Origin of the sequence: Nonomuraea sp. NPDC049655 (assembly GCF_044465465.1) — a bacterium.
Taxonomy (GTDB): Bacteria; Actinomycetota; Actinomycetes; order Streptosporangiales; family Streptosporangiaceae; genus Nonomuraea.
Genome location: NZ_JBITLS010000010.1, coordinates 367,554 through 387,426, shown reverse-complemented (window position 1 = coordinate 387,426; position 19,873 = coordinate 367,554). Strand labels below are relative to the sequence as shown.

General features: G+C 72.3%; 14 protein-coding genes. 5 read left to right on the top strand and 9 right to left on the bottom strand.

Features of this window, described 5'->3' with window-relative positions:
• The first annotated feature begins 58 nt into the window (after positions 1 to 58).
• Complete coding sequence (locus ACIBQ6_RS31535) at positions 59 to 964, top strand: ROK family protein (protein WP_397216269.1); 906 nt, start codon at positions 59 to 61, stop codon at positions 962 to 964.
• Here ACIBQ6_RS31535 and ACIBQ6_RS31530 read toward each other — a convergent pair.
• The 7 genes from ACIBQ6_RS31530 to ACIBQ6_RS31500 form a co-directional block, all read right to left on the bottom strand.
• On the bottom strand, positions 890 to 2,602 hold the full coding sequence (locus ACIBQ6_RS31530) for an acyclic terpene utilization AtuA family protein (protein WP_397216352.1): 1,713 nt from the start codon (positions 2,600 to 2,602) through the stop codon (positions 890 to 892). The genes ACIBQ6_RS31535 and ACIBQ6_RS31530 overlap by 75 nt on opposite strands.
• Positions 2,602 to 3,363, bottom strand: a complete 762-nt coding sequence (locus ACIBQ6_RS31525) for an enoyl-CoA hydratase-related protein (protein WP_352320246.1) — start codon at positions 3,361 to 3,363, stop codon at positions 2,602 to 2,604. Before ACIBQ6_RS31525 ends, ACIBQ6_RS31530 begins: the two co-directional genes overlap by 1 nt.
• Positions 3,360 to 5,258, bottom strand: a complete 1,899-nt coding sequence (locus tag ACIBQ6_RS31520) for a biotin carboxylase N-terminal domain-containing protein (RefSeq protein ID WP_397216267.1) — start codon at positions 5,256 to 5,258, stop codon at positions 3,360 to 3,362. The genes ACIBQ6_RS31525 and ACIBQ6_RS31520 overlap by 4 nt, the downstream gene beginning before the upstream one ends.
• The gene (locus ACIBQ6_RS31515; protein WP_358285984.1) at positions 5,255 to 6,787 is read right to left on the bottom strand and encodes an acyl-CoA carboxylase subunit beta; all 1,533 of its coding nucleotides are present in this window, start codon (positions 6,785 to 6,787) and stop codon (positions 5,255 to 5,257) included. The genes ACIBQ6_RS31520 and ACIBQ6_RS31515 overlap by 4 nt, the downstream gene beginning before the upstream one ends.
• Positions 6,788 to 6,840: 53 nt before the next feature.
• Positions 6,841 to 7,470, bottom strand: a complete 630-nt coding sequence (locus ACIBQ6_RS31510; protein ID WP_397216265.1) for a TetR/AcrR family transcriptional regulator — start codon at positions 7,468 to 7,470, stop codon at positions 6,841 to 6,843.
• 60 nt (positions 7,471 to 7,530) lie between these two features.
• The gene (locus ACIBQ6_RS31505; protein ID WP_397216263.1) at positions 7,531 to 9,894 is read right to left on the bottom strand and encodes a serine/threonine protein kinase; all 2,364 of its coding nucleotides are present in this window, start codon (positions 9,892 to 9,894) and stop codon (positions 7,531 to 7,533) included.
• Between the two features lie 163 nt (positions 9,895 to 10,057).
• Complete coding sequence (locus tag ACIBQ6_RS31500) at positions 10,058 to 11,419, bottom strand: FAD-binding oxidoreductase (RefSeq protein WP_397216261.1); 1,362 nt, start codon at positions 11,417 to 11,419, stop codon at positions 10,058 to 10,060.
• Positions 11,420 to 11,570: 151 nt separating this feature from the next.
• Between ACIBQ6_RS31500 and ACIBQ6_RS31495 the strand changes: the two genes are divergently transcribed.
• Entirely contained in the window at positions 11,571 to 12,044 is a 474-nt protein-coding gene (locus ACIBQ6_RS31495; protein WP_397216259.1) for a hypothetical protein, read from the top strand.
• Here the strand turns inward: ACIBQ6_RS31495 and ACIBQ6_RS31490 are convergent.
• Positions 12,041 to 13,246 (bottom strand): aminotransferase class I/II-fold pyridoxal phosphate-dependent enzyme, encoded by a 1,206-nt coding sequence (locus ACIBQ6_RS31490; RefSeq protein ID WP_358285236.1) that lies wholly within the window; start codon positions 13,244 to 13,246, stop codon positions 12,041 to 12,043. The two genes, ACIBQ6_RS31495 and ACIBQ6_RS31490, sit on opposite strands and share 4 nt — an antisense overlap.
• Before the next feature lie 184 nt (positions 13,247 to 13,430).
• Here ACIBQ6_RS31490 and ctaD point away from each other — a divergent pair, with 184 nt between their 5' ends.
• From ctaD to ACIBQ6_RS31475, 3 genes are all read left to right on the top strand, one after another.
• Positions 13,431 to 15,128 carry a cytochrome c oxidase subunit I gene (gene ctaD, locus ACIBQ6_RS31485; RefSeq protein ID WP_358285238.1) on the top strand — a complete coding sequence of 566 codons (1,698 nt, stop codon included), beginning with the start codon at positions 13,431 to 13,433 and terminating at the stop codon, positions 15,126 to 15,128.
• Positions 15,129 to 15,329: 201 nt separating this feature from the next.
• Positions 15,330 to 18,080 (top strand): immune inhibitor A domain-containing protein, encoded by a 2,751-nt coding sequence (locus ACIBQ6_RS31480; protein ID WP_397216256.1) that lies wholly within the window; start codon positions 15,330 to 15,332, stop codon positions 18,078 to 18,080.
• Between the two features lie 78 nt (positions 18,081 to 18,158).
• On the top strand, positions 18,159 to 19,097 hold the full coding sequence (locus ACIBQ6_RS31475) for a diacylglycerol kinase family protein (RefSeq protein ID WP_358285242.1): 939 nt from the start codon (positions 18,159 to 18,161) through the stop codon (positions 19,095 to 19,097).
• Between the two features lie 2 nt (positions 19,098 to 19,099).
• Here ACIBQ6_RS31475 and ACIBQ6_RS31470 read toward each other — a convergent pair whose 3' ends face one another.
• On the bottom strand, positions 19,100 to 19,873 hold the full coding sequence (locus ACIBQ6_RS31470) for an SWIM zinc finger family protein (RefSeq protein ID WP_397216254.1): 774 nt from the start codon (positions 19,871 to 19,873) through the stop codon (positions 19,100 to 19,102).

Below are 19,873 nucleotides of genomic sequence, written 5' to 3'. Positions count from 1 at the left end.
GGCAGGCTCTGGCCGCCATCATCCTTCATTGGGACAATATGGGTGGATGACGTGTGTTGTGGCAGTCGATGTGGGCGGGACAACCCTCAAGGGCGGATTGATCGCCCAGGACGGCGGCATCCTCTACCGGGAACGCCGCCCCACCCCCCGCACCGAGGGGCCGGAACGCGTGATCGCGGCGATCTCCGCCTTCGTCGCCGACCTGAGCGCGCCGCGGACCGTCGCCGGCGCCCTGCTGCGCCCGGCGGCCGTGGGCCTGGCCGTGCCCGGCCTGGTCGCGTCCGGGCGGGCGGTCTTCTCGGCCGCGTTCGGCTGGCGGGACGTGCCCGCCGCGGCCTTCGCCGACGGGACGCTCCCCCTCACCCTCGGCCACGACGTGCGCTCGGCCGGCGAGGCGGAGCTGGCCTACGGATCGGCGGCCCCCGACGCGCTGTACCTGCCCATCGGCACCGGCATCGCCGGAGCCGTCGTCCTGACCGGCCCCCTGTACGGCGGCGCCGCCGGCTGGGCCGGGCAGATCGGGCACATCCCGGTGCGTCCCGGCGGGCTCCCGTGCCCGTGCGGGCAGCGCGGCTGCCTGTCCGCCTACGCCTCGGCCGCCTCCGTCGCCGCCCGCGCCGGCGAGACCTGCGCCGAGGACGTCGTCCGCCGGGCCGCCGCCGGGGACGAGCCGGCCGCCCGCGTGTGGGCGGAGGCCGTGGAGGCGCTGGCGCTGGCGCTGGCCACGTACACGCTGGTGCTGGACCCCGCGGTGATCGTCGTCGGCGGCGGCCTGTCGCTGGCCGGGGACGCCCTGCTGACCCCGCTGCGCGCCCGGCTGGCCGCGCGGCTCGCCTTCCGCCCCGCGCCCGAGGTGCGGGTGTCGGCGCTCGGCGTGGACGCGGGCCTGCTAGGCGCCGGGCTGCTCGGCCTGCGGGCGCTGGGGCAGCAGGGCGGCCGGCACGTCGACCATCTGGGCGCGTAGCTCCTCGCCCAGGGCCTTGGCCTGCGGATCCATGCGCGGGCTGGCCGCCACGCCTCTGCCCAGCAGCCCGTGCACGACGAAGTTGAGCGCCCTGATGTTGGGCAGCTCGTGCCGCTCGACGCGGTGGGCGGCCAGCTCCGGCAGCAGGGACGTGAGCCGGTCGGCGGTGAGGGTGGCCGCCAGCCAGGCGTACTGCTCGTCGGTCGCGACCCAGACGCCGAGGTTGGCGTCGCCGCCCTTGTCGCCGGAGCGCGCCCCCGCCACCCGGCCCAGGGGCACGCGCACGGCAGGCCCGCCGGGGGCTGCGTGAAGCGGCGGCGCGGGCGGCTCGGGGACCGGCCCGCCCTGGGGAACCGCAGGCTCCTCCTGGACGGGCAGCTCCACGCCGTCCAGGAAGACCCGCGGGCGCACCTCCGAGGCCGGCACCAGGACCGGCCAGTACACCCCGTACGGGGAGGCGTCACCCGGCGGGGTGAGGCCGTAAAAGCCCGGATAGCTGGACAGGCCCGTCTCCACGACGGCCGAGGAGAAGACCCGGCCCGCCGTGCGCCGGTCGGCGTCCATGACGGTGATCCGCAGCAGGCCCGCGTCCGTCAGCGTCACGTCCACCTGGTCGAAGGTCTCGCGCGGCACCCGCGCCCAGACGGCCTCCTCGGCGACCCGCGCCTTGGCCTCGACGTCCAGGCCGGTCAGGACGAGCGTCATCGTGTTGCGGTAGCCGGCCGGGTAGTTGACGGCGACCTTGAGCGTGTCCGGCGGCGGCTCGCCGCGCGTGCCGGAGATCAGCACCCGGTCGGGGCCGTCGTCGGAGAGCGTGATCGTGTCGAACCTGGCCACCACGTCGGGGCCCGGGTAGCGCGGGCCGCCCAGCTCGTAGACGAGTTGCGCGGTGACCGTGCCGACCGAGACCAGGCCGCCCGTGCCCGGATGCTTGGTGATCACCGCCGAGCCGTCGGCGCGCAGCTCGGCGATGGGGAAGCCGCAGTGGGCCAGGTCGGGCACGTCCTGGAAGAAGGCGTAGTTGCCGCCTGTGGCCTGGCAGCCGCACTCGATGACGTGGCCCGCGACGACCGAGCCGGCCAGCGGGTCGAGGTCGCCGGGGCCCCACCCGTACCGCCAGATGCCGGGGCCGGTGACCAGGGCGGCGTCCGTCACCCGGCCGGTCACCACGACGTCCGCGCCCGCCGACAGCGCGGCGGCGATCGGACGGCCGCCGAGGTAGGCGTTCGCGGTCAGCGGCGCGGCCGGCGCGCGCTCGCCGGTGCCTGCGTGGACCAGGTCGAGCGGGCGGCCCATGAGGTCGTCGCCGGTCACGTGGGCGACCTTGGGGGACAGGCCCAGCCGGGCGGCCAGCTCGTGCACGGCCTCGGCGCACCCGGCCGGGTCGAGGCCGCCCGCGTTCGTCACGATCCGGATGCCGCGGTCGAGGCACGGGCCGAGCACGTCCTCAAGCTGGCGCAGGAACGTCGGGGCGTAGCCGGGACGGTCCTTGAGCCGGTTGCCGGCCAGGATGAGCATGGTCAGCTCGGCCAGCCAGTCGCCGGTGAGCACGTCGATCGGGCCGCCCTCGACCATCTCCCTGGCCGCCGAGAGCCGGTCGCCGTAGAAACCGCTGCAGTTCGCGACGCGCAGCGCCATCACGGCACCCACTTGGGCGGACGCTTGTCCATGAACGCCGCGATGCCCTCCTGCCCCTCCGCCGAGGTGAACCGCTCGGCCGACAGCTCGCTCATCCGCCGCAGGCCCTCCTCGAACGACACCGCCGGGACCTCCCGCACCAGCCGCTTGGTGATGGCCAGCGCCTCCGGGCCGCCCCTGGCCAGCATCCCCGCGTAGTGGCGCACGGTCGCGTCGAGCTCGTCCTCCGGGACGGCCCTGGTCAGCAGGCCGATGCGGGCCGCCGTGGCGGCGTCGAACACCTCGCCGGTCAGGAAGTACTCGGCCGCCGCCCGCGGGTCGAGCCTGCGCAGCACGGGCACCGAGATCATCGCGGGCACCACCCCGAGCCGCACCTCGGTGAACGCGAACGACGCCGTGTCCGGCGCGATCGCGAAGTCGCACGCGGCGACCAGGCCGAGGCCGCCCGCGCGGGCCGTGCCGTTCAGGCGGCAGATCACCGGCTTCGGGCTCTCCCAGAGCAGCGTCATGATCTCCGGGAAGGACGCCGTCACCGGCGCGTCCGCGTCGCCGCGCTGCTCCTTCAGGTCGGCGCCCGAGCAGAACACCCGGCCCGTGCCGGTCAGCACGATCACCCGGGCCCCCGGCTCGGCCAGCGCCCAGCGCAGGTGCTCGGCCAGCTCGGCCAGCAGCCGCCTGGACAACGCGTTGCGGTTGGCCGGCGAGTCGAGCGTGACGGTGGCCACGCCGTCCGCCAGCTCCCTGTGCACCAGGCTCGTCATGTGGTCTCCTCCTGGATGATCGCCAGCACGGCCCCGGCTTCGACCTGCTGCCCCTTCTCGACGCGTACGTCCGACACCACGCCGCCCGCCGGGGCGGCGATGCGATGCTCCATCTTCATCGCCTCCAGCACCAGGACCGGCTGGCCCCGGGCCACCGTGTCGCCCTCGGCCACCTCGACCCGCAGCACGCTGCCCGGCATGGGCGCGAGCAGCGAGCCCGGGGCGACGTGCTCGACCGGCTCGGGCAGGCGCGGCACCGGCGTCAGCACGGCCGCGCCCATGGAGGAGTCGACGTAGACGCGCTCGTCGCCGTCGTACCGGGCGACCTGGAACGTCCGCCGCAGGCCGTCGCGCTCCAGGACCACCTCCTCCGGCCGCGCGGAGACCACCGTGACGCCCGCGGGCAGCGGGTCGTAGACGACGTCGGCCTCCTCGAACCGGGCACGGGCGGGCTGCGAGCGCACGTTGCGCCAGCCGCCGGGCAGCCCGGCCAGGACGGTGGCCTCGCGCCGGCGCCCGGCGGCCATGGCGAGCGCGGCGGCCAGCGCCGGCAGCCCGCTGTCGCCGGAAGGCCGGGACGACGGGGACGACGGCGGCGACGGCGGCGACAGCGGGCCGCCGGGGGAGAGGAAGGCGGTGTTCGTCTCGCCCGCGAGGAAGGCCGGATCGGTCACGATCTCCAGCAGCAGGTCGCGGTTGGTGGTGAGGCCGTGCAGCCGGGCCCCGCGCAGGGACGCGGCCAGCTTCCGCGCCGCCTCCGCCCGCGTCGCGCCGTACGCGACGATCTTGGCCAGCATCGCGTCGTAGTGCGGCGACACCCGCGACCCGGACTCGACGCCCGAGTCGACCCGGACGTCACCCGGCACCTCGAACCGGCGCAGCACGCCCGTCTGGGGCACGTAGGCGGCGTCCTCGGCGTACAGCCGCGCCTCGATCGCGTGGCCGCGCGGCGCGGGCGGCCCGGACGGCAGCGCCGCGCCCTCGGCCACCTCCAGCTGCAGCCGGACGAGGTCGACGCCGAACACCAGCTCGGTGACCGGATGCTCGACCTGGAGCCGGGTGTTCATCTCCAGGAACGCCACCCGCTCGCCCTTGACCAGGAACTCCACCGTGCCGGCCCCGACGTAGCCGATGCGCCGGGCCGCGCGCACGGCCGCCGCGCACAGCAGCTCGCGGGTGCGCTCCGAGATCCCCGGCGACGGGCACTCCTCGACGACCTTCTGATGCCTGCGCTGGACGCTGCACTCCCGCTCGCCCAACGCCCACACCGTGCCGTGCCCGTCGGCCAGCACCTGCACCTCGACGTGCCGGGCGGCCTCCAGCAGCGGCTCGGCGAGCAGGGCGCCGTCGCCGAAGGCCGCCTCCGCCTCCCGCCGCGCCGACTCCACCTCGGCGGCCAGCTCGCCGGCGTGCCTGACGATCCGCATCCCGCGCCCGCCCCCGCCCGCGGAGGCCTTCACCAGCAGCGGGAACTCGTCCGGGGCGGCCAGGTCGAGCGAGGGCAGCACCGGCACGCCGACCTCGGCCATCAGCCGCTTGGCCGCGATCTTCGAGCCCATCGCCTCGATCGCCTCGGGCGGCGGCCCCACCCACGTGAGCCCGGCGTCCAGCACGGCCCGCGCGAACGCGGCGTTCTCCGACAGGAACCCGTAGCCCGGGTGCACCGCGTCGGCGCCGGAGACCCGGCACGCCTCGATGATCCGGTCCACCGCCAGGTAGGTCTCGGCCGGATGGGTCCCCGGCAGGCGGACGGCGAGGTCGGCCTCGCGGGCGTGCGGCGCGCCGGAGTCGGCGTCGGAGAAGACGGCGACCGTGGAGACGCCGAGGGAGCGGCAGGTGCGGAAGACCCGGCGGGCGATCTCGCCCCGGTTGGCCACGAGCAGACGGGTGATCACGGGCGGAACACCCCGAACCCCGCCGCGGGCGGCACCGGCGCGCTGTTGATCGCCGACAGGCACATCCCCAGTACCGTACGGGTGTCGCGCGGGTCGATCACCCCGTCGTCGTAGAGCCGTCCCGACAGGAAGAACGGCAACGACTCCGCCTCGATCTGGGACTCCACCATGGCACGCATCGCCGCGTCGGCCTCCTCGTCGTAGACCTGCCCCCTGGCCTGCGCCGCGGCCCGGCCGACGATCGACAGCACCCCGGCGAGCTGGGCCGGGCCCATCACCGCCGACTTGGCGCTCGGCCAGCTGAACAGGAAGCGGGGGTCGTAGGCGCGCCCGCACATGCCGTAGTTGCCGGCGCCGTAGGAGGCGCCCATGACGACGGTCAGGTGGGGCACGGTCGAGTTCGACACGGCGTTGATCATCATGGCGCCGTGCTTGATGATGCCGCCCTGCTCGTAGTCCTTGCCCACCATGTAGCCGGTGGTGTTCTGCAGGAACAGCAGCGGCGTGCGCGACTGGTTCGCGAGCTGGATGAACTGGGTGGCCTTCTGCGACTCCTGGCTGAACAGCACCCCGCGCGCGTTGGCCAGCACTCCGATCGGGTAACCGTGGACGCGCGCCCAGCCGGTGACCAGCGAGGGGCCGTACAGGGGCTTGAACTCCTCGAACTCGCTGCCGTCCACCACGCGGGCGATCACCTCGCGCGGGTCGAAGGGGATCTTCAGGTCCTCCGGGACGATCCCCAGCAGCTCGTCGGCCGGGTAGGCGGGCTCGCGGGCGGGCAGCGGCGCCACGCCCTGCTTGCGCCAGTTGAGCGAGCGCACGACGGCGCGGCCGATGCGCAGCGCGTCGTGCTCGTCCTCGGCCAGGTAGTCGGCCAGGCCGCTGGTCCTGGCGTGCATCTCGGCGCCGCCCAGCGACTCGTCGTCGGACTCCTCGCCGGTGGCCATCTTCACCAGCGGCGGCCCGCCCAGGAACACCTTGGCGCGGTCGCGGACCATCACCACGTAGTCGCTCATGCCGGGCACGTACGCGCCGCCGGCCGTGGAGTTGCCGAAGACCAGCGCCACCGTCGGCACGCCCGCCGCTGACAGCCGCGTCAGGTCGCGGAAGATCCGGCCGCCCGGGATGAAGATCTCCTTCTGCGTCGGCAGGTCGGCGCCGCCGCTCTCGACCAGGTTGACGTACGGCAGCCGGTTGGCCAGCGCGATGTCGGCCGCGCGCAGCGACTTGCGCAGCGTCCACGGGTTGGACGCGCCGCCCCTGACCGTGGGGTCGTTCGCGGTGATCAGGCACTCGACGCCCTCGATCACCCCGATGCCGGTCACCATGCCCGCGCCCACCTGGAACTCGCTGCCCCACGCGGCCAGCGGGGACAGCTCCAGGAACGGCGAATCGGGATCGATCAGCAGCTCGACGCGCTCCCTGGCGAGCAGCTTGCCGCGCCGGCGGTGGCGCTCGACGTACTTCTCGCCGCCGCCGGCCACCGCCTTGGCGTGCTCGGCGTCGAGCTCGGCCAGCTTGGCGAGCATGGCCGCGCGCCGGGCCAGATGTTCGGCGTCGCGCGGGTCGAGCCGGCTCCTGATCACGGGGCCTCCTGTCGCGAAGTCGACGCGGGCGTCAGCCCGATGGCCCGCGCCCACAGCCGGGTCAGGTGGTCGACGGCGTCCTGCTCGCCGGCCCGCTCCCCGAGATCCAGCCACACGTGGGCGAAGTGCTCGACCATGCCGCCCAGCATGACGGCCGTCAGCCGCGGGTCCAGCGCGGGGTCGGCCAGGCCCTGCTCCTGCAGCCGGCGCAGCCCGTCGGCGCCGCGCCGGATGAACGCCTCGCGCAGCTCCAGCACCAGCCGCCCGAAGCGGGCGTCGGCGTCGGCGGCGTGCTCCACCATGCGGACCAGGCGCGAGTTGGCCGCCCAGGCCCGCAGGTAGAGGCGGTTGGCGGCCTCGATGCGGGCGTACGGGTCGCCGGAGGCGGCGTCGCCGACCGCGCTCGCCGCGAACATCTCGCCGACCACCGTCTGCGCCACCTCCCCGAACAGCGACTCCTTGGAGTCGAAGTACGTGTAGAAGGTGCCGTGGGAGACCCCGGCCCGCGCGCACACGTCGTCGATCCGCACGGCGTCAAACCCGTGCTCCTCGAACGCCTCACGCCCGGCCGCGAGCAACGTGGCCCGGGTGCGCTTGCCGCGCAGGGTCAGGGACCTGACGATCACGTCAGTCACCGTAGCGAGCGGGGCGCGCGGAAGGAAGGGGTCCCGCCGCGCGCCGTCACGTCAGGTGCAGTGGCTCCAGCCGGACTTCCAGCTCAGCGACCTCCACGAACCGCCCCAGATCACGCACTTCTTCACGGCCGCCAGCCGGACCGGGCCCGCGTACGCGGTGAACGTGCCCGGGTTGCCGCCGCTCGCGCCGCCCTGGACCTGGAGGGTGGCGTTCATGGAGACCTTGCCGGGATAGACCAGCTTCGACATCGTGACCACGCAGTTCTTGCCCGCGCTGGTGTTGTAGAGCAGGTAGATCGTGGCCGCGGTGCCCAGCGCGTGCTTGTCGATCACCTTGTAGCCGGAGCCGCAGACGGTCACCACGTTGTAGGTGTTCGGCTTGGGCGTGGCGGTCGGCTTGACGGTCGGCTTCACGGTCGGCTTGCTCGTCGTCGGCTTCTTGGCCGGGACCGTCGTCGTGGGGCCGGGGGTCGGGGTGGCGTCCGGCTGGTCCTCGCCGTCGATCAACCCCGTGGGCTTCTTCGTCTTGGTGGGGGTGGGCTTGGGCGTGGGGTGCTTGGTCGCCGGGTGGGCCGTCGCCGTCACGGTCGTCACCGGGTTCGGGACCGCGATGACGGGGTCCTTGGTGTGCTTGACCTTCTTGGGCGGCTCGGCCTCGCCGACGTCCAGCGTGGGGACGGGCTCGCCGGTCTCCGCCGGGAGGATCGGGTCCGGGGTCACCTCGGCGACCGGCGGCTCGGGCTGTCCCGCGCCCTGTCCGTCGCCCGTGGGGTTCTCGGAGGTGCTGCCGGTGGCGGTCACGGCGACCTTGTCGCTGTTGGCCTGCACCACGACGGCGCCCGCCACCACCAGCAGCGCGGCGGCGGCCGCGCCGGAGAGGGCGAGCGTCAGCGTCCGCCGCTGCTTGTCGGGCGCTTTGCCGGACGTCTCGCCCTGCGGACCTCCGGGACCACTGGGACCGCCGACCCTGGTCGCCCCCGCGTTCCCCGCCTGAGGTCCACCGGGGTGCCCCGCCTGGGAGCCGCCGGGATGTCCCGGCTGAGGAGCGCCGGGATGTCCGGCCTGAGGAGCGCCCGGCATGCCGCCGTGTGGGTGCCCGTGCGGCACCGCGCCCTGCGCGGCCGGCCCGCCCTGAGGGCCGCCGGGAACGCCGCTCGGCGTGTGCGGGCCGCCGGGGACGCCGGCCTGCGGACCGCCGGGGGCTCCGGCCTGCGGGACGCCCGGGTGGGGGACGCCCTGGGCGGCGCCGGGCATGGCGCCCGCGTGGCCGCCTGGCGCGCCGGGCCCGGCCGGGCCGCCCTGAGGACCGCCCGCCGCACCTTGAGGGCTCGCCGCACCTTGAGGGCCCGTCGCGGCCTGGGGGCCCGCCGGTCCCTGCGGGACGCCGGGGGCGGGGCGGTTGTCGGGGCCGGGCTGCCGGGGCACGGCGTTGGTGCCGGTGGGCTGGGTCCAGGGACCGGGGTAGGCGTCCTGCGCCGCACCCGAGGAGCCGGCCGCAGGGCCATTCGCAGGGCCATTCGCAGGGCTGTTCGCAGGACCGGCCTGGTGGGGCACGGCCGGGGTGGCGGTCGCGCCGGTGACCGGCTCGATGGCGGCCTTGGGAGCGGGCTGCCCCGTGAGCCGGACGATCAGCTCGTCGGCGCTCGGCCGCTGCGCCGGGTCCTTCGACAGGCACAGGCCCACCAGCGCGCCGAGCTCGCCCTCCATCCCGCCGAGCTGCGGCTCCTCGTTCAGGATGCGGTTCATCACCACGGGGATCGAGTCCGCCCCGAACGCGGGCTTGCCGGTAGCCGCGTACACCATCGTGACGCCCCACGCGAAGACGTCGGCCGCCTCCGACACGGCGGCCCCGCTGAGCTGCTCCGGCGCCAGGTACGACGGCGTCCCCATCGCCATCCCCGTGGCCGTCGCGCCGGGGGAGTCCAGCGCGCGGGCGATGCCGAAGTCGATCACGACCGGCCCCTCGGGGCCCATGAGCACGTTCGCGGGCTTGAAGTCGCGGTGCAGGATGCCGGCCCGGTGGATGGCCGCCAGCGCGGTGGCCGTGCTGATCGCGAGCCGTTCCAGCGCCGCGCCCCGCCGCGGGCCCTCGTTGATGACGAGCTCGCGCAGCGAGGGGCCGGGCACGTACTCGCTCACGATGTACGGGCGGCTCCCGTCGAGGTCGGCGTGGAGGACGGGCGCGGTGCAGAACCGGGCGACCCGCTGCGCCACCGCCACCTCGCGCAGGAACCTGGTCCGCGCGTCGGCGTCGGCCACGAGGGCGTTGTGCAGCAGCTTGACGGCGACCTGGTCACCCGAGTCGCTCTTGCCCAGATAGACGACGCCTTGACCACCCTCGCCGAGCCGGGCGACGATGTCGTACGCCCCCAGCCGCCGCGGGTCGTCCGCCGCCAGCGGCTGGAACTGATTCACGTCGGACCCCCATGACAACCAATAGATGGGGCAAAACGCTACCAGCGTGACATGTGGGACGTCTGCCGGACCTGTAAGTAAGTTTCGCCTTTTGACGGAATATGTCAGTGTTTCGTCGCAGGTCGTGTCCGCGCCGGAGCCCCAAGGTCACGGCTTGGCAAATTCAGATGGCCTTGCCCGGGTTCATGATGCCCAGCGGGTCGAAGACCGCCTTGATGCCCTGCTGCACCTCGGCCGCCACCGGCCCGGACTCCAGCCCCAGCCAGCGCCGCTTGAGCACGCCCACGCCGTGCTCGCCGGTCAGCGTGCCGCCGAGCGAGAGCGCGTGCCGGAACACCTCGTCGGCCGCGGCCCACACCTGCGGGGGCGGCTCGGCCGTGCCGTGCTCGAAGATGAAGACCGGGTGCAGGTTGCCGTCGCCGGCGTGGGCGACCGTGCAGATCCGCACGCCGTGCCGGGCCGCCGCCGCCTCGATCGCGGTGATCATCTCGGGCAGCGCCGAACGCGGCACGCACACGTCCTCGACCAGGCACGCCCCCAGCCGCTCCTTGGCCTGGTAGGCCATCCTGCGCAGCCCGACCAGCTCCTCGGTCTCCTGCGGACTGGAGGAGACGGCCACGAACGAGGCGCCGTTGTCCAGGCAGAGCCGTTCCATGCGGGCGGCCACGGCCTGGCCGTCGGTCGCGTCGGACTGGCCGATCAGCATGGCCTGCGTGGCCGGTTCGAGCCCGATGTTGCGCCAGTCGTCGATGGCCTCCAGCGTGGCGCGGTCCAGCAGCTCCATCAGCGAGGGCTGGCAGCCCGCGGCCATGATCGCCGAAACGGCCGCGCCCGCCTCGCGCAGCGAGCCGAACTCGGCGGCGAACGTGGCCGGCGGCGCGGCCGGAGCCCGTCGCAGTCGCACGGTGGCCGCGGTGATCACGCCCAGCGTGCCCTCCGAGCCGACGAACAGGCCGGTCAGGTCGTAGCCGGTGACGCCCTTCATCGTGCGCCGGCCGGTGTTCAGGATCCGCCCGTCGGCCAGCACGACCTCAAGGCCGAGCGTGGCGTCCCTGGTGACGCCGTACTTCACGCAGCGCAGGCCGCCGGCGTTGGTGGCCAGGTTCCCGCCGATCGTGGAGATCTCGTACGACGAGGGGTCCGGCGCGTACATGAGCCCGTGCTCGCGGGCGGCGCGGTCGAGGTCGGCGGTGATGACCCCCGGCTCCACCACGGCGATCTCGTCGGCGGGGGAGAGCTCCCTGATGGCCGTCATCCTGGCCAGCGACAACACGATCGTCCCGTCGCCGGCCGTGGCCGCGCCCGCCAGGCCCGTGCCGGCGCCGCGCGGCACGACCGGCACCCGGTGCTCGGTGGCCCACCGCAGGGTCGTCACCACGTCCTCGCGCGAGGCGGCGAGCACCACGCCGAGCGGCTTGCCCGGCTCGACGAACGTGCGGTCGCGGGCGTAGGAGTCGATCACGTCCGGGTCGGTCAGCACGCGAGCTTCGGACAGCGAGTTCACCAGGGCATCAATCGGTCTCACACCTGCACCCTACGGTTTGCGCGGACCGTTCCTTAAGGCCAGACTGCCCTGGGTGGAAGTCAGGTGCCCGGTATGTACGCAGGCTGACCAGCTCGTCTCGGTTCCGGGCGCGGTCGCCGCGGGGACGACATACCGGATCGGAAGGGTCAGGTTGCCCGGCCAGCGCGAGGTCGCCGACCTGCCGACCGCGCCGTCGATGGGCGCGTCGAAGCACGTCATGAGCCGTACGCAGCTCGCGGTGTGGATGTCGTTCCCCAGCCGCCACTACACGCCCTGGGCCAGGAACCAGGGGTGGATCATGCTCGGCGTGGCGGCCCTGGTGCACCTCGTCGTGTCGCTGGTGATCGCGATGGGCAAGGACTCGCAGTGGAGCGAGGTGCTGCTCGCGCCGTTCTGCCTCACCGGGCTGTTCTGGGGGCTCGGGCTGCTGTTCGTGCTCGGCGCGCGCGGCGCCCGCAGGCGCGACCACGCCGAGGCCCCGGCCCGGGAGAAGGCGCTGGCCGTGTGGGAACGGCTGTACTACTGCGCCCGCGACAACGTCGCGTTCGAGCCGGGGGTCGGCGTCTCGTTCCATCCGGGCGAGACGCGCGAGTACATCTTCGGCTTCCGGGGCCGGGCGATCTAGCCGCGCTCCTCCGCCACCAGGCGGACGCAGACGGCCAGGCCGTCGATGGCCTGCTCCAGCTCGTCCAGCTCGGGGAAGGTGGGGGCGATGCGGATCGTGCGGTCCTCCGGGTCCTGGCCGTAGGGGTGGGTGGCGCCGGCCGGGGTGAGCGCGATGCCCGCGGCCTTGGCCCTGGCCACGACCTCGGCGGCGTGCGGCACCTCCAGGCTGATGAAGTAGCCGCCGCGCGGGCTGGTCCAGGTGGCCAGGTCGCCGAGGCGCTCGGTCAGCACCTTGTCGACCAGCTCGAACTTCGGGCCGATCAGCTCGGCGTGCCGCCGCATGTGCGCGGCCACGCCCGCGGCGTCGCGCAGGAACTCCACGTGCCGGAGCTGGTTGAGCTTGTCGGGGCCGATGGACTGCTTGGCGGTGTTGGCGAGGAACCACTCCACGTTCGCCGGCGAGGAGCCGAAGAACGACACGCCCGAGCCCGCGTACGTCACCTTCGAGGTGGAGGCGTAGACGAACACGCGGTCGGCGTTGCCGTGCTCGGCCGCCAGCGCGAGCAGGTCGGCCAGCTCGTCCGGCGTGTCGGTGAGGTGGTGGACGGCGTAGGCGTTGTCCCACATGATCCGGAAGTCGGGGGCGGCCGTCGGCATGGCGGCCAGCCTGCGCACGGTCTCGTCGCTGTAGGTGACGCCGGACGGGTTGCTGTACTTCGGCACGCACCAGATGCCCTTGACCGCCGGGTCCGCGGCGACCAGGCGCTCCACGACGTCCATGTCGGGGCCGTCGGCGTTCATCGGGACGGCCGTCATCTTGATGCCGAGCCGCTCGCAGATGGTGAAATGCCGGTCGTAGCCGGGCACCGGGCACAGGAACGTGATCTCCGGCTCCTCGACCCAGCGGCGCTCGGCCCCCGGCACCTTCGACAGCAGCGCGTGCACGATCGTGTCGTGCATCAGCGTCAGGCTGGAGTTGCCGCCCACGACGAGCTGACCGGCGGGCACCTGCACCAGCGGCGCGAAGAGCTCGCGCAGCTCGGGCAGGCCCTGGAGGTTGCCGTAGTTGCGGCCGTCGGTGCCGTCGGCGGCCTTGACGGAGGTGGGCAGCTTGAGCATGCCGTCGGAGAGATCGAGCTGGCGCGGTGACGGCTTGCCCCGGGTGAGGTCGAGCGAGAGCCCCCGCTGGACGAGGGCGGCGTAGTCACTCTGTGCGGTCACGAGATCTCTCCTCCGAGTCGGTTCGGTCCAAAGGATAGAAGAAGTCCCCAAGGGGTCCGGTAATCGCCCGGCATGTGGGACACCGCTTCAAAGACGTTCTAAAGAAGCGCTTCCCGTCCGGCGATCGCCGGAGTGGAATGGAGGACATCGGGGCAGGCACAACTCCGCGAAGGAGGGAGCAGCCGTGACGACTGTTCGGGACACCTCGATCGAGCAGGTCAGGCGCCGCCGTACCGGGACCGTCATCGCCTCCTGGCTCTCGACGACCGACCACAAGGTCATCGGGTACCTCTACCTGATCACCTCCTTCGGCTTCTTCCTCGTCGCGGGCGTCATGGCCATGCTGATCAGGGCCGAGCTGGCGCGGCCCGGCATGCAGGTGGTCAGCCAGCAGCTGTACAACCAGCTGTTCACCATCCACGGCACGGTGATGCTGCTGCTGTTCGCCACGCCGCTGTTCGCCGGGTTCGCCAACGTGGTCATGCCGCTGCAGATCGGCGCGCCCGACGTGGCCTTCCCCCGGCTGAACGCGGTGGCGTACTGGCTGTTCCTGTTCGGCGGGCTGATGGTGCTGGCGGGCTTCCTCACCCCGGGCGGGGCCGCCGACTTCGGCTGGTTCGCCTACACGCCGCTGTCGTCGGCCATCCACTCGCCGCAGGTCGGCGGCGACCTGTGGATCATGGGCCTGGTGATGTCCGGCCTCGGCACGATCCTCGGCGCGGTCAACTTCATCTCCACGATCATCGGCATGCGGGCCCCCGGCATGACCATGTTCCGCCTGCCGATCTTCACCTGGAACGTGCTGCTGACCAGCATGCTCGTGCTGATGGCCTTCCCCGTGCTGGCCGCCGCGCTGCTGGTGCTGGAGTCGGACCGCAAGCTCGGCACGCACGTCTTCGACGGCGCGAACGGCGGGCCGCTGCTGTGGCAGCACCTGTTCTGGTTCTTCGGCCATCCCGAGGTCTACATCATCGCGTTGCCGTTCTTCGGGATCGTCACCGAGGTGATCCCGGTGTTCAGCCGCAAGCCGATCTTCGGCTACCTGAGCCTGGTCGGGGCCACCATCGCCATCGCCGGGCTGTCGATGACCGTGTGGGCGCACCACATGTTCGCGACCGGGCAGGTGCTGCTGCCGTTCTTCTCGTTCATGACGTTCCTCATCGCGGTGCCGACGGGGGTGAAGTTCTTCAACTGGATCGGCACGATGTGGCGCGGCCATCTGTCGTTCGAGACGCCGATGCTGTTCGCGGTGGGGTTCCTGGTCACGTTCCTGCTCGGCGGGCTGACCGGCGTCATCCTGGCCTCGCCGCCGCTGGACTTCCAGATCAGCGACACCTACTTCGTCGTCGCCCACTTCCACTACGTGGTCTTCGGCACGGTGGTGTTCGCCATGTTCGCCGGCTTCTACTTCTGGTGGCCGAAGATGACCGGCAAGATGCTGGACGACCGGCTCGGCAAGGTGCACTTCTGGACGTTGTTCGCCGGCTTCCACACCACGTTCCTCGTCCAGCACTGGCTCGGCCAGCTCGGCATGCCGCGCCGGTACGCCGACTACAGTGCGGCCGACGGGTTCACCGCGCTCAACGAGATCTCCTCGGCCGGGGCGTTCCTGCTCGGCGCCTCGACGCTGCCGTTCCTCTACAACGTGTACCGGACGGCCAGGCACGCGCCCAGGGTCACGCTCGACGACCCCTGGGGCTACGGCAACTCGCTGGAGTGGGCGACCTCCTGCCCGCCGCCACGGCACAACTTCACCGGCATGCCGCCGATCCGCTCCGAGCGGCCCGCGTTCGACCTGCACTACCCGCACGAGGACGCGACGCCCGCCGTGGAGCCGGACCCTGGCCCCGAGCAGCCGCCGCCGGTGCTCGCCGCCGACTAGTACGGCGTTTCAAGATCGCGTCGTTCCGTTTATGCGCGGCGATTGCGGGCGACGCCGCCACGGCAATTCTGTTGGTCAAAATGTCGTAGTTTGATCACGTTTCAACAACGTACTTTACGACCCGTTTATCCACCCTCTAGCGTCCGGCATTGCACACCCTATGGCCATGCGCCCGGCGACCCCGGGCAGAGAGGGTACCTGGTGCCAAGCTCAAAGCGCCTGTTAGTCGTGTTCCCGGCGGTCGCCCTCCTCGGCGCCGCGCTGACCGTCCCGGCGGCCCAGGCCACGTCAGTGGCCAGCTACCAGCCCACGGCGGCGGACTACTACATCAACTACGCTCCCCCGCGGGTCGAGAAGGAGCCGCAGGAACCCGGCCTGAACAAGGGCAAGGCCCGCTCGCTCTCACCGGCGGAGAAGTTCGACAGGAAGTTCGTCAGCGGGAACCCCGCCGCGGCCCGCGTCCTCGCCGCCCGCGAGAACCAGGCGATCAGGACCGGCCGCAACCCGGCTGAATGGATCTTCAAGAACTCCAAGCAGGTCAAGACCGCCAAGCTGCTCACCGTCCTGGTCGAGTTCAACGAGCAGGCGAACGACGACTTCTCCGGCTTCAACCGGCTGCGCACCACCGACAGCCCGCCGGACGACTGCGTGGTCGAGCCGCCGGGCACGCTGAAGAACGGCCCGCTGCACAACAACATCCCCGACCCGGCGACGCTGCCGCAGAAGGACAACAACTCCTTCTGGCTCAAGGACTTCAGCACCGACCACTTCAACAAGATGCTCTACAGCGACGAGGGCATCACCGAGCGCGTGCGCAAGGACCTCAAGGACCCGCGCGACGGCAAGCCCGGCATCGACATCTCCGGCTTCACGATGAAGAAGATGTACGAGGAGCTGTCCAAGGGCGCCTACTCCGTCACCGGCTCGGCCGTCGGCTGGATCAAGGCCCCCCACTCCGAGGCGTACTACGGCGCCGCGGCCTGTGGCGGCCAGCCGCAGGACATGTCGGGTCACCCCAGCAACCCGACCGGCGCGGGCCAGCTCGCCATCGACACGGTCAACGCCCTGGCCGCGGCCCAGCCGAACTTCCCGTGGGCCGACTACGACCAGGAGGACGTGGCCGACTCCGACGGCGACGGCAACTTCAACGAGCCCGACGGCGTCATCGACCACCTGGTGATGGTGCACGCCGGCAAGGACAAGTCCTCCGACGGCGGCGCCGAGGGCACCTACGCCATCTGGGCGCACTCCAGCGCGGTCGCGGGCGGCTACAAGATCCCCGGCAGCGACAAGAAGATCTCCAACTACATCGTGCAGCCCGAGGACTCCGGCGTCGGCGTCTTCGCCCACGAGTACGGCCACGACCTGGGCCTGCCCGACCTGTACGACACCAGCGGCCAGGCCAGCTCCGCGGTGGACTTCTGGGACCTGATGTCCAGCGGCTCCCACTCCGGCCCCATCTTCCAGTCCATGCCCACGCACATGGGCCTGTGGGACAAGTGGGTGCTCGGCTGGGCCAACCCGAAGACGTTCAACCCGGGTGACGCCGCCCAGTCCGTCACGGTCGGGCAGTCCTCGCGCACGCCCAAGTACACCGAGGACGGCGTCCGGGTGAACCTGGCCTCCACGCCGCTGAAGATGATCGACCCGCACAGCGGCACGAAGGCCTGGTGGTCCAACCTCGACCAGGACTGGGCCAACCAGACCCTGACCCGTGACGTCCCGGTGCCCGCCGGCTCCGACGTGCGGTTCTGGATGTGGAACAACTACGAGATCGAGCAGGACTGGGACTTCGGCTTCGTGGAGGTCTCGACCGACGGCGGCCAGACCTGGACCCAGCTCAAGGTCTACGACGAGGCCGGCGCCGAGGTCACCACCCCCGACGGCTACCCCGACCCGAACAAGAACCTCAAGACGTTCGGCAACAAGAAGTACGGGCTCACCGGTGACACCGGCGGCCAGTGGCGGCACGACTACGTCAACCTGACGCCGTACGCCGGGCAGTCGATCAAGCTGCGCCTGACCTACAACACCGACGCCGCCTTCGAGCCGCGCGGCTGGCACGCCGACGACTTCTCGCTCACCAACGGCGGCACCGCCGTCTGGAGCGACGACGTCGAGAACGGCGACAACGGCTGGAAGGCCACCGGCGGCACGTTCACCAACACCAGCGGCCAGGGCTGGACCGTCAACAACGGCTCGCGCGAGATCTCCCGCTTCTACCTCGCCGAGTGGCGCAACTTCGACGGCTTCGACAAGGGCCTGCAGTACGCCTACGACACCAACTACTCCCGCGACGGGGCGTGGAAGGTCGAGAAGGTCAAGTACAACGCGCCCGGCCTGCTGGTCTGGTACCGCGACTCGACCTTCACCAACAACTCGGTGGCCAACAACCTGACCCTGCCGCCGAGCATCGGCTCCAAGGGCAGCCTGCTGGTCGTGGACTCGCACTACGACCCGCTGCGCCGCACCGGCACCGCCGCCCAGAAGGACCCGACCAGGCACAAGAACCTGGAGGGCCGCACGCAGTCCTCGAACGCGGCCTTCTCCTTCGACCAGACGTACCCCCTGAAGGAGTGCCTGGAGGCGCCGGACGAGCCGTTCAGCGAGTACTGCACCAACATCCCCGCGCTCAGGGGCGTGTCGTCCTTCACCGACGCGAAGACCTGGGTTCCGGGCTTCGAGCTGCAGAACGGCTCGCTCTACTACCGTGACTTCGACGCCTCCGCGGTGGTGCCGAGCAAGGGCGACCAGCCGTACAGCACCCGCGTGGTGCACCTGGACGGCACCCCCGCCACCGAGCTGTACGGGACCGACCTCGGCGACGGCCACGTGGCCGGCTCGGGCAACCCCGGCGACGAGGGCAAGGCGCTGGGCGTGCAGTTCAAGCTGATCAGCCAGCTGCCGGGCAACCTGGGCGCCATCGTCCAGGTCGTCCCGCCCAAGAAGTAGCGTGAGGGGGCCGCCGGGTCTCCGGCGGCCCCCCGATCCAGCACGGAGCGGCGGACACAGCGCCTACGATTGATGACCATGAGCGAACTGCGCACCAAGATCGAGCACACTGAGGCGATCCGGCGGGATCGCCGGGTGGCGGTGGTGGTGAACACTCGCTCACGCCGCGGCCGCCGCCACTACTTCGAGGTCATCGAGCAGCTGCACAACCTGGGGTTCGAGCCGCTGGCCGAGCTGTCGGTCTACAACCCCAAGCGGCTGCGCGACCTGCTCGACACCGCCCTCGCCACCGACCCCGACCTGCTGATCGTGGGCGGCGGCGACGGCACCCTCTCCTCGGCCGTGCGCCACGTCGCCCACCGCGACGTGGCGCTCGGCGTGTTGCCGCTCGGCACCACCAACAACTTCGCCAGGAGCCTCGGCCTGCCGCTCGACCTGGCCGGCGCCATCCGGGTGTTCTCCACCGGCAAGGTCGCCGACATCGACCTCGGCATGGCCGGCGACCGGCCCTTCGCCAACCTGGCCAGCTTCGGCGTCTCGGTCGAGGTGGCCGGCCGGGTCAAGCCGTGGCTCAAGCGCATCGTGGGCCGTCCGGCCTACCCGATGACCGCGCTGACCGTCCTGCCGGGCCACCGGCCCTTCCGGGCCTACATCACCGTCGAGGGCCAGCGCCACGAGCTGCTCACCCACCAGCTCAACATCGCCAACGGCCGCTTCCACGGCGGCTGGCAGGTGGCCAAGGACATCAGCATCGACAACGGCATGCTGGTGGCCTACCAGCTCGGCTCGGGCAAGAAGCTGCGCCTGCTCGGCGAGACGCTGCTGCGCGCGACCACCGGCCGCTGGCGCAGCCTGGCGGGCGGCCCGTTCGTGGTCGGCCGGGAGATGCTGCTGGAGACCGACCCGCCGATGGCCGCCGACGTCGACGGCGAGGTGCGCCTGCGCACCCCGATCACGCTGCGCGTGGTGCCCAACGGCGTGCGCGTGATGGTCCCCGACTCCTTCGAGGACAACTGACCTCAGCCCTCGCCCAGCGCCCGGTAGGCGGGGGCGAGCGCGTCCGCCAGGCCGGCGGGCGGCGGGAAGACCCGCGGCAGCAGGTCGGCGGCGGCCGCGGCGGGGCGGCGTTCCGGGCGGTGCGCGGTGGCGCCGGGGGCGTAGAAGTCGGCCAGCCGGTCGGCGAACGGCACGTCGGCCACCTCCAGCGGGTCGGGCGCGGGCGGGTCGTCGGCCAGCGAGCCGAGCAGCTGCTCGCGGGTGCGCCCGCGCCAGGCCAGCACCAGGAACGGGTCGTCGTCGAACGACTCGGCCAGCAGGTAGAGCACGGCCGACAGGTGCTTGCACGGGAACCCCCAGTCGGGGCACGAGCACTCCATGTCCAGGTCGCGCGGGAACAGGTCGGCGCCATGGGCGGCGAACAGCTCCTCGATCTCGACCGGCATCTCCCCGGCCAGCAGCCTGGCCCGGTGGACGGCCTGCGCCGCGACGGCCTCCTCCAGCCGCGCCCACACGTCCTCGCCGTAGACGTCGATCCTGACCACGACGTCGTACGGCTTCGGCCGCGACCCCTGCACGGACGCCCGGACCAGCCCCGCCGACAGGTCGATCGAGAGCACCTGGCCCTTGCGGGCGTAGGCGCGGCCGCGGGACAGGCGGCCCTTGTCGCAGACGCGTTCCAGGATGTCGACGAAGCGCCTGGACCACCAGGCCGAGCCGATGCTGCCGCGCCGCGACCGGGCCCGCAGGCCGCCCTCGACCTCGATGGGGCCGCCGCCGTCGTACCAGTCGGGCAT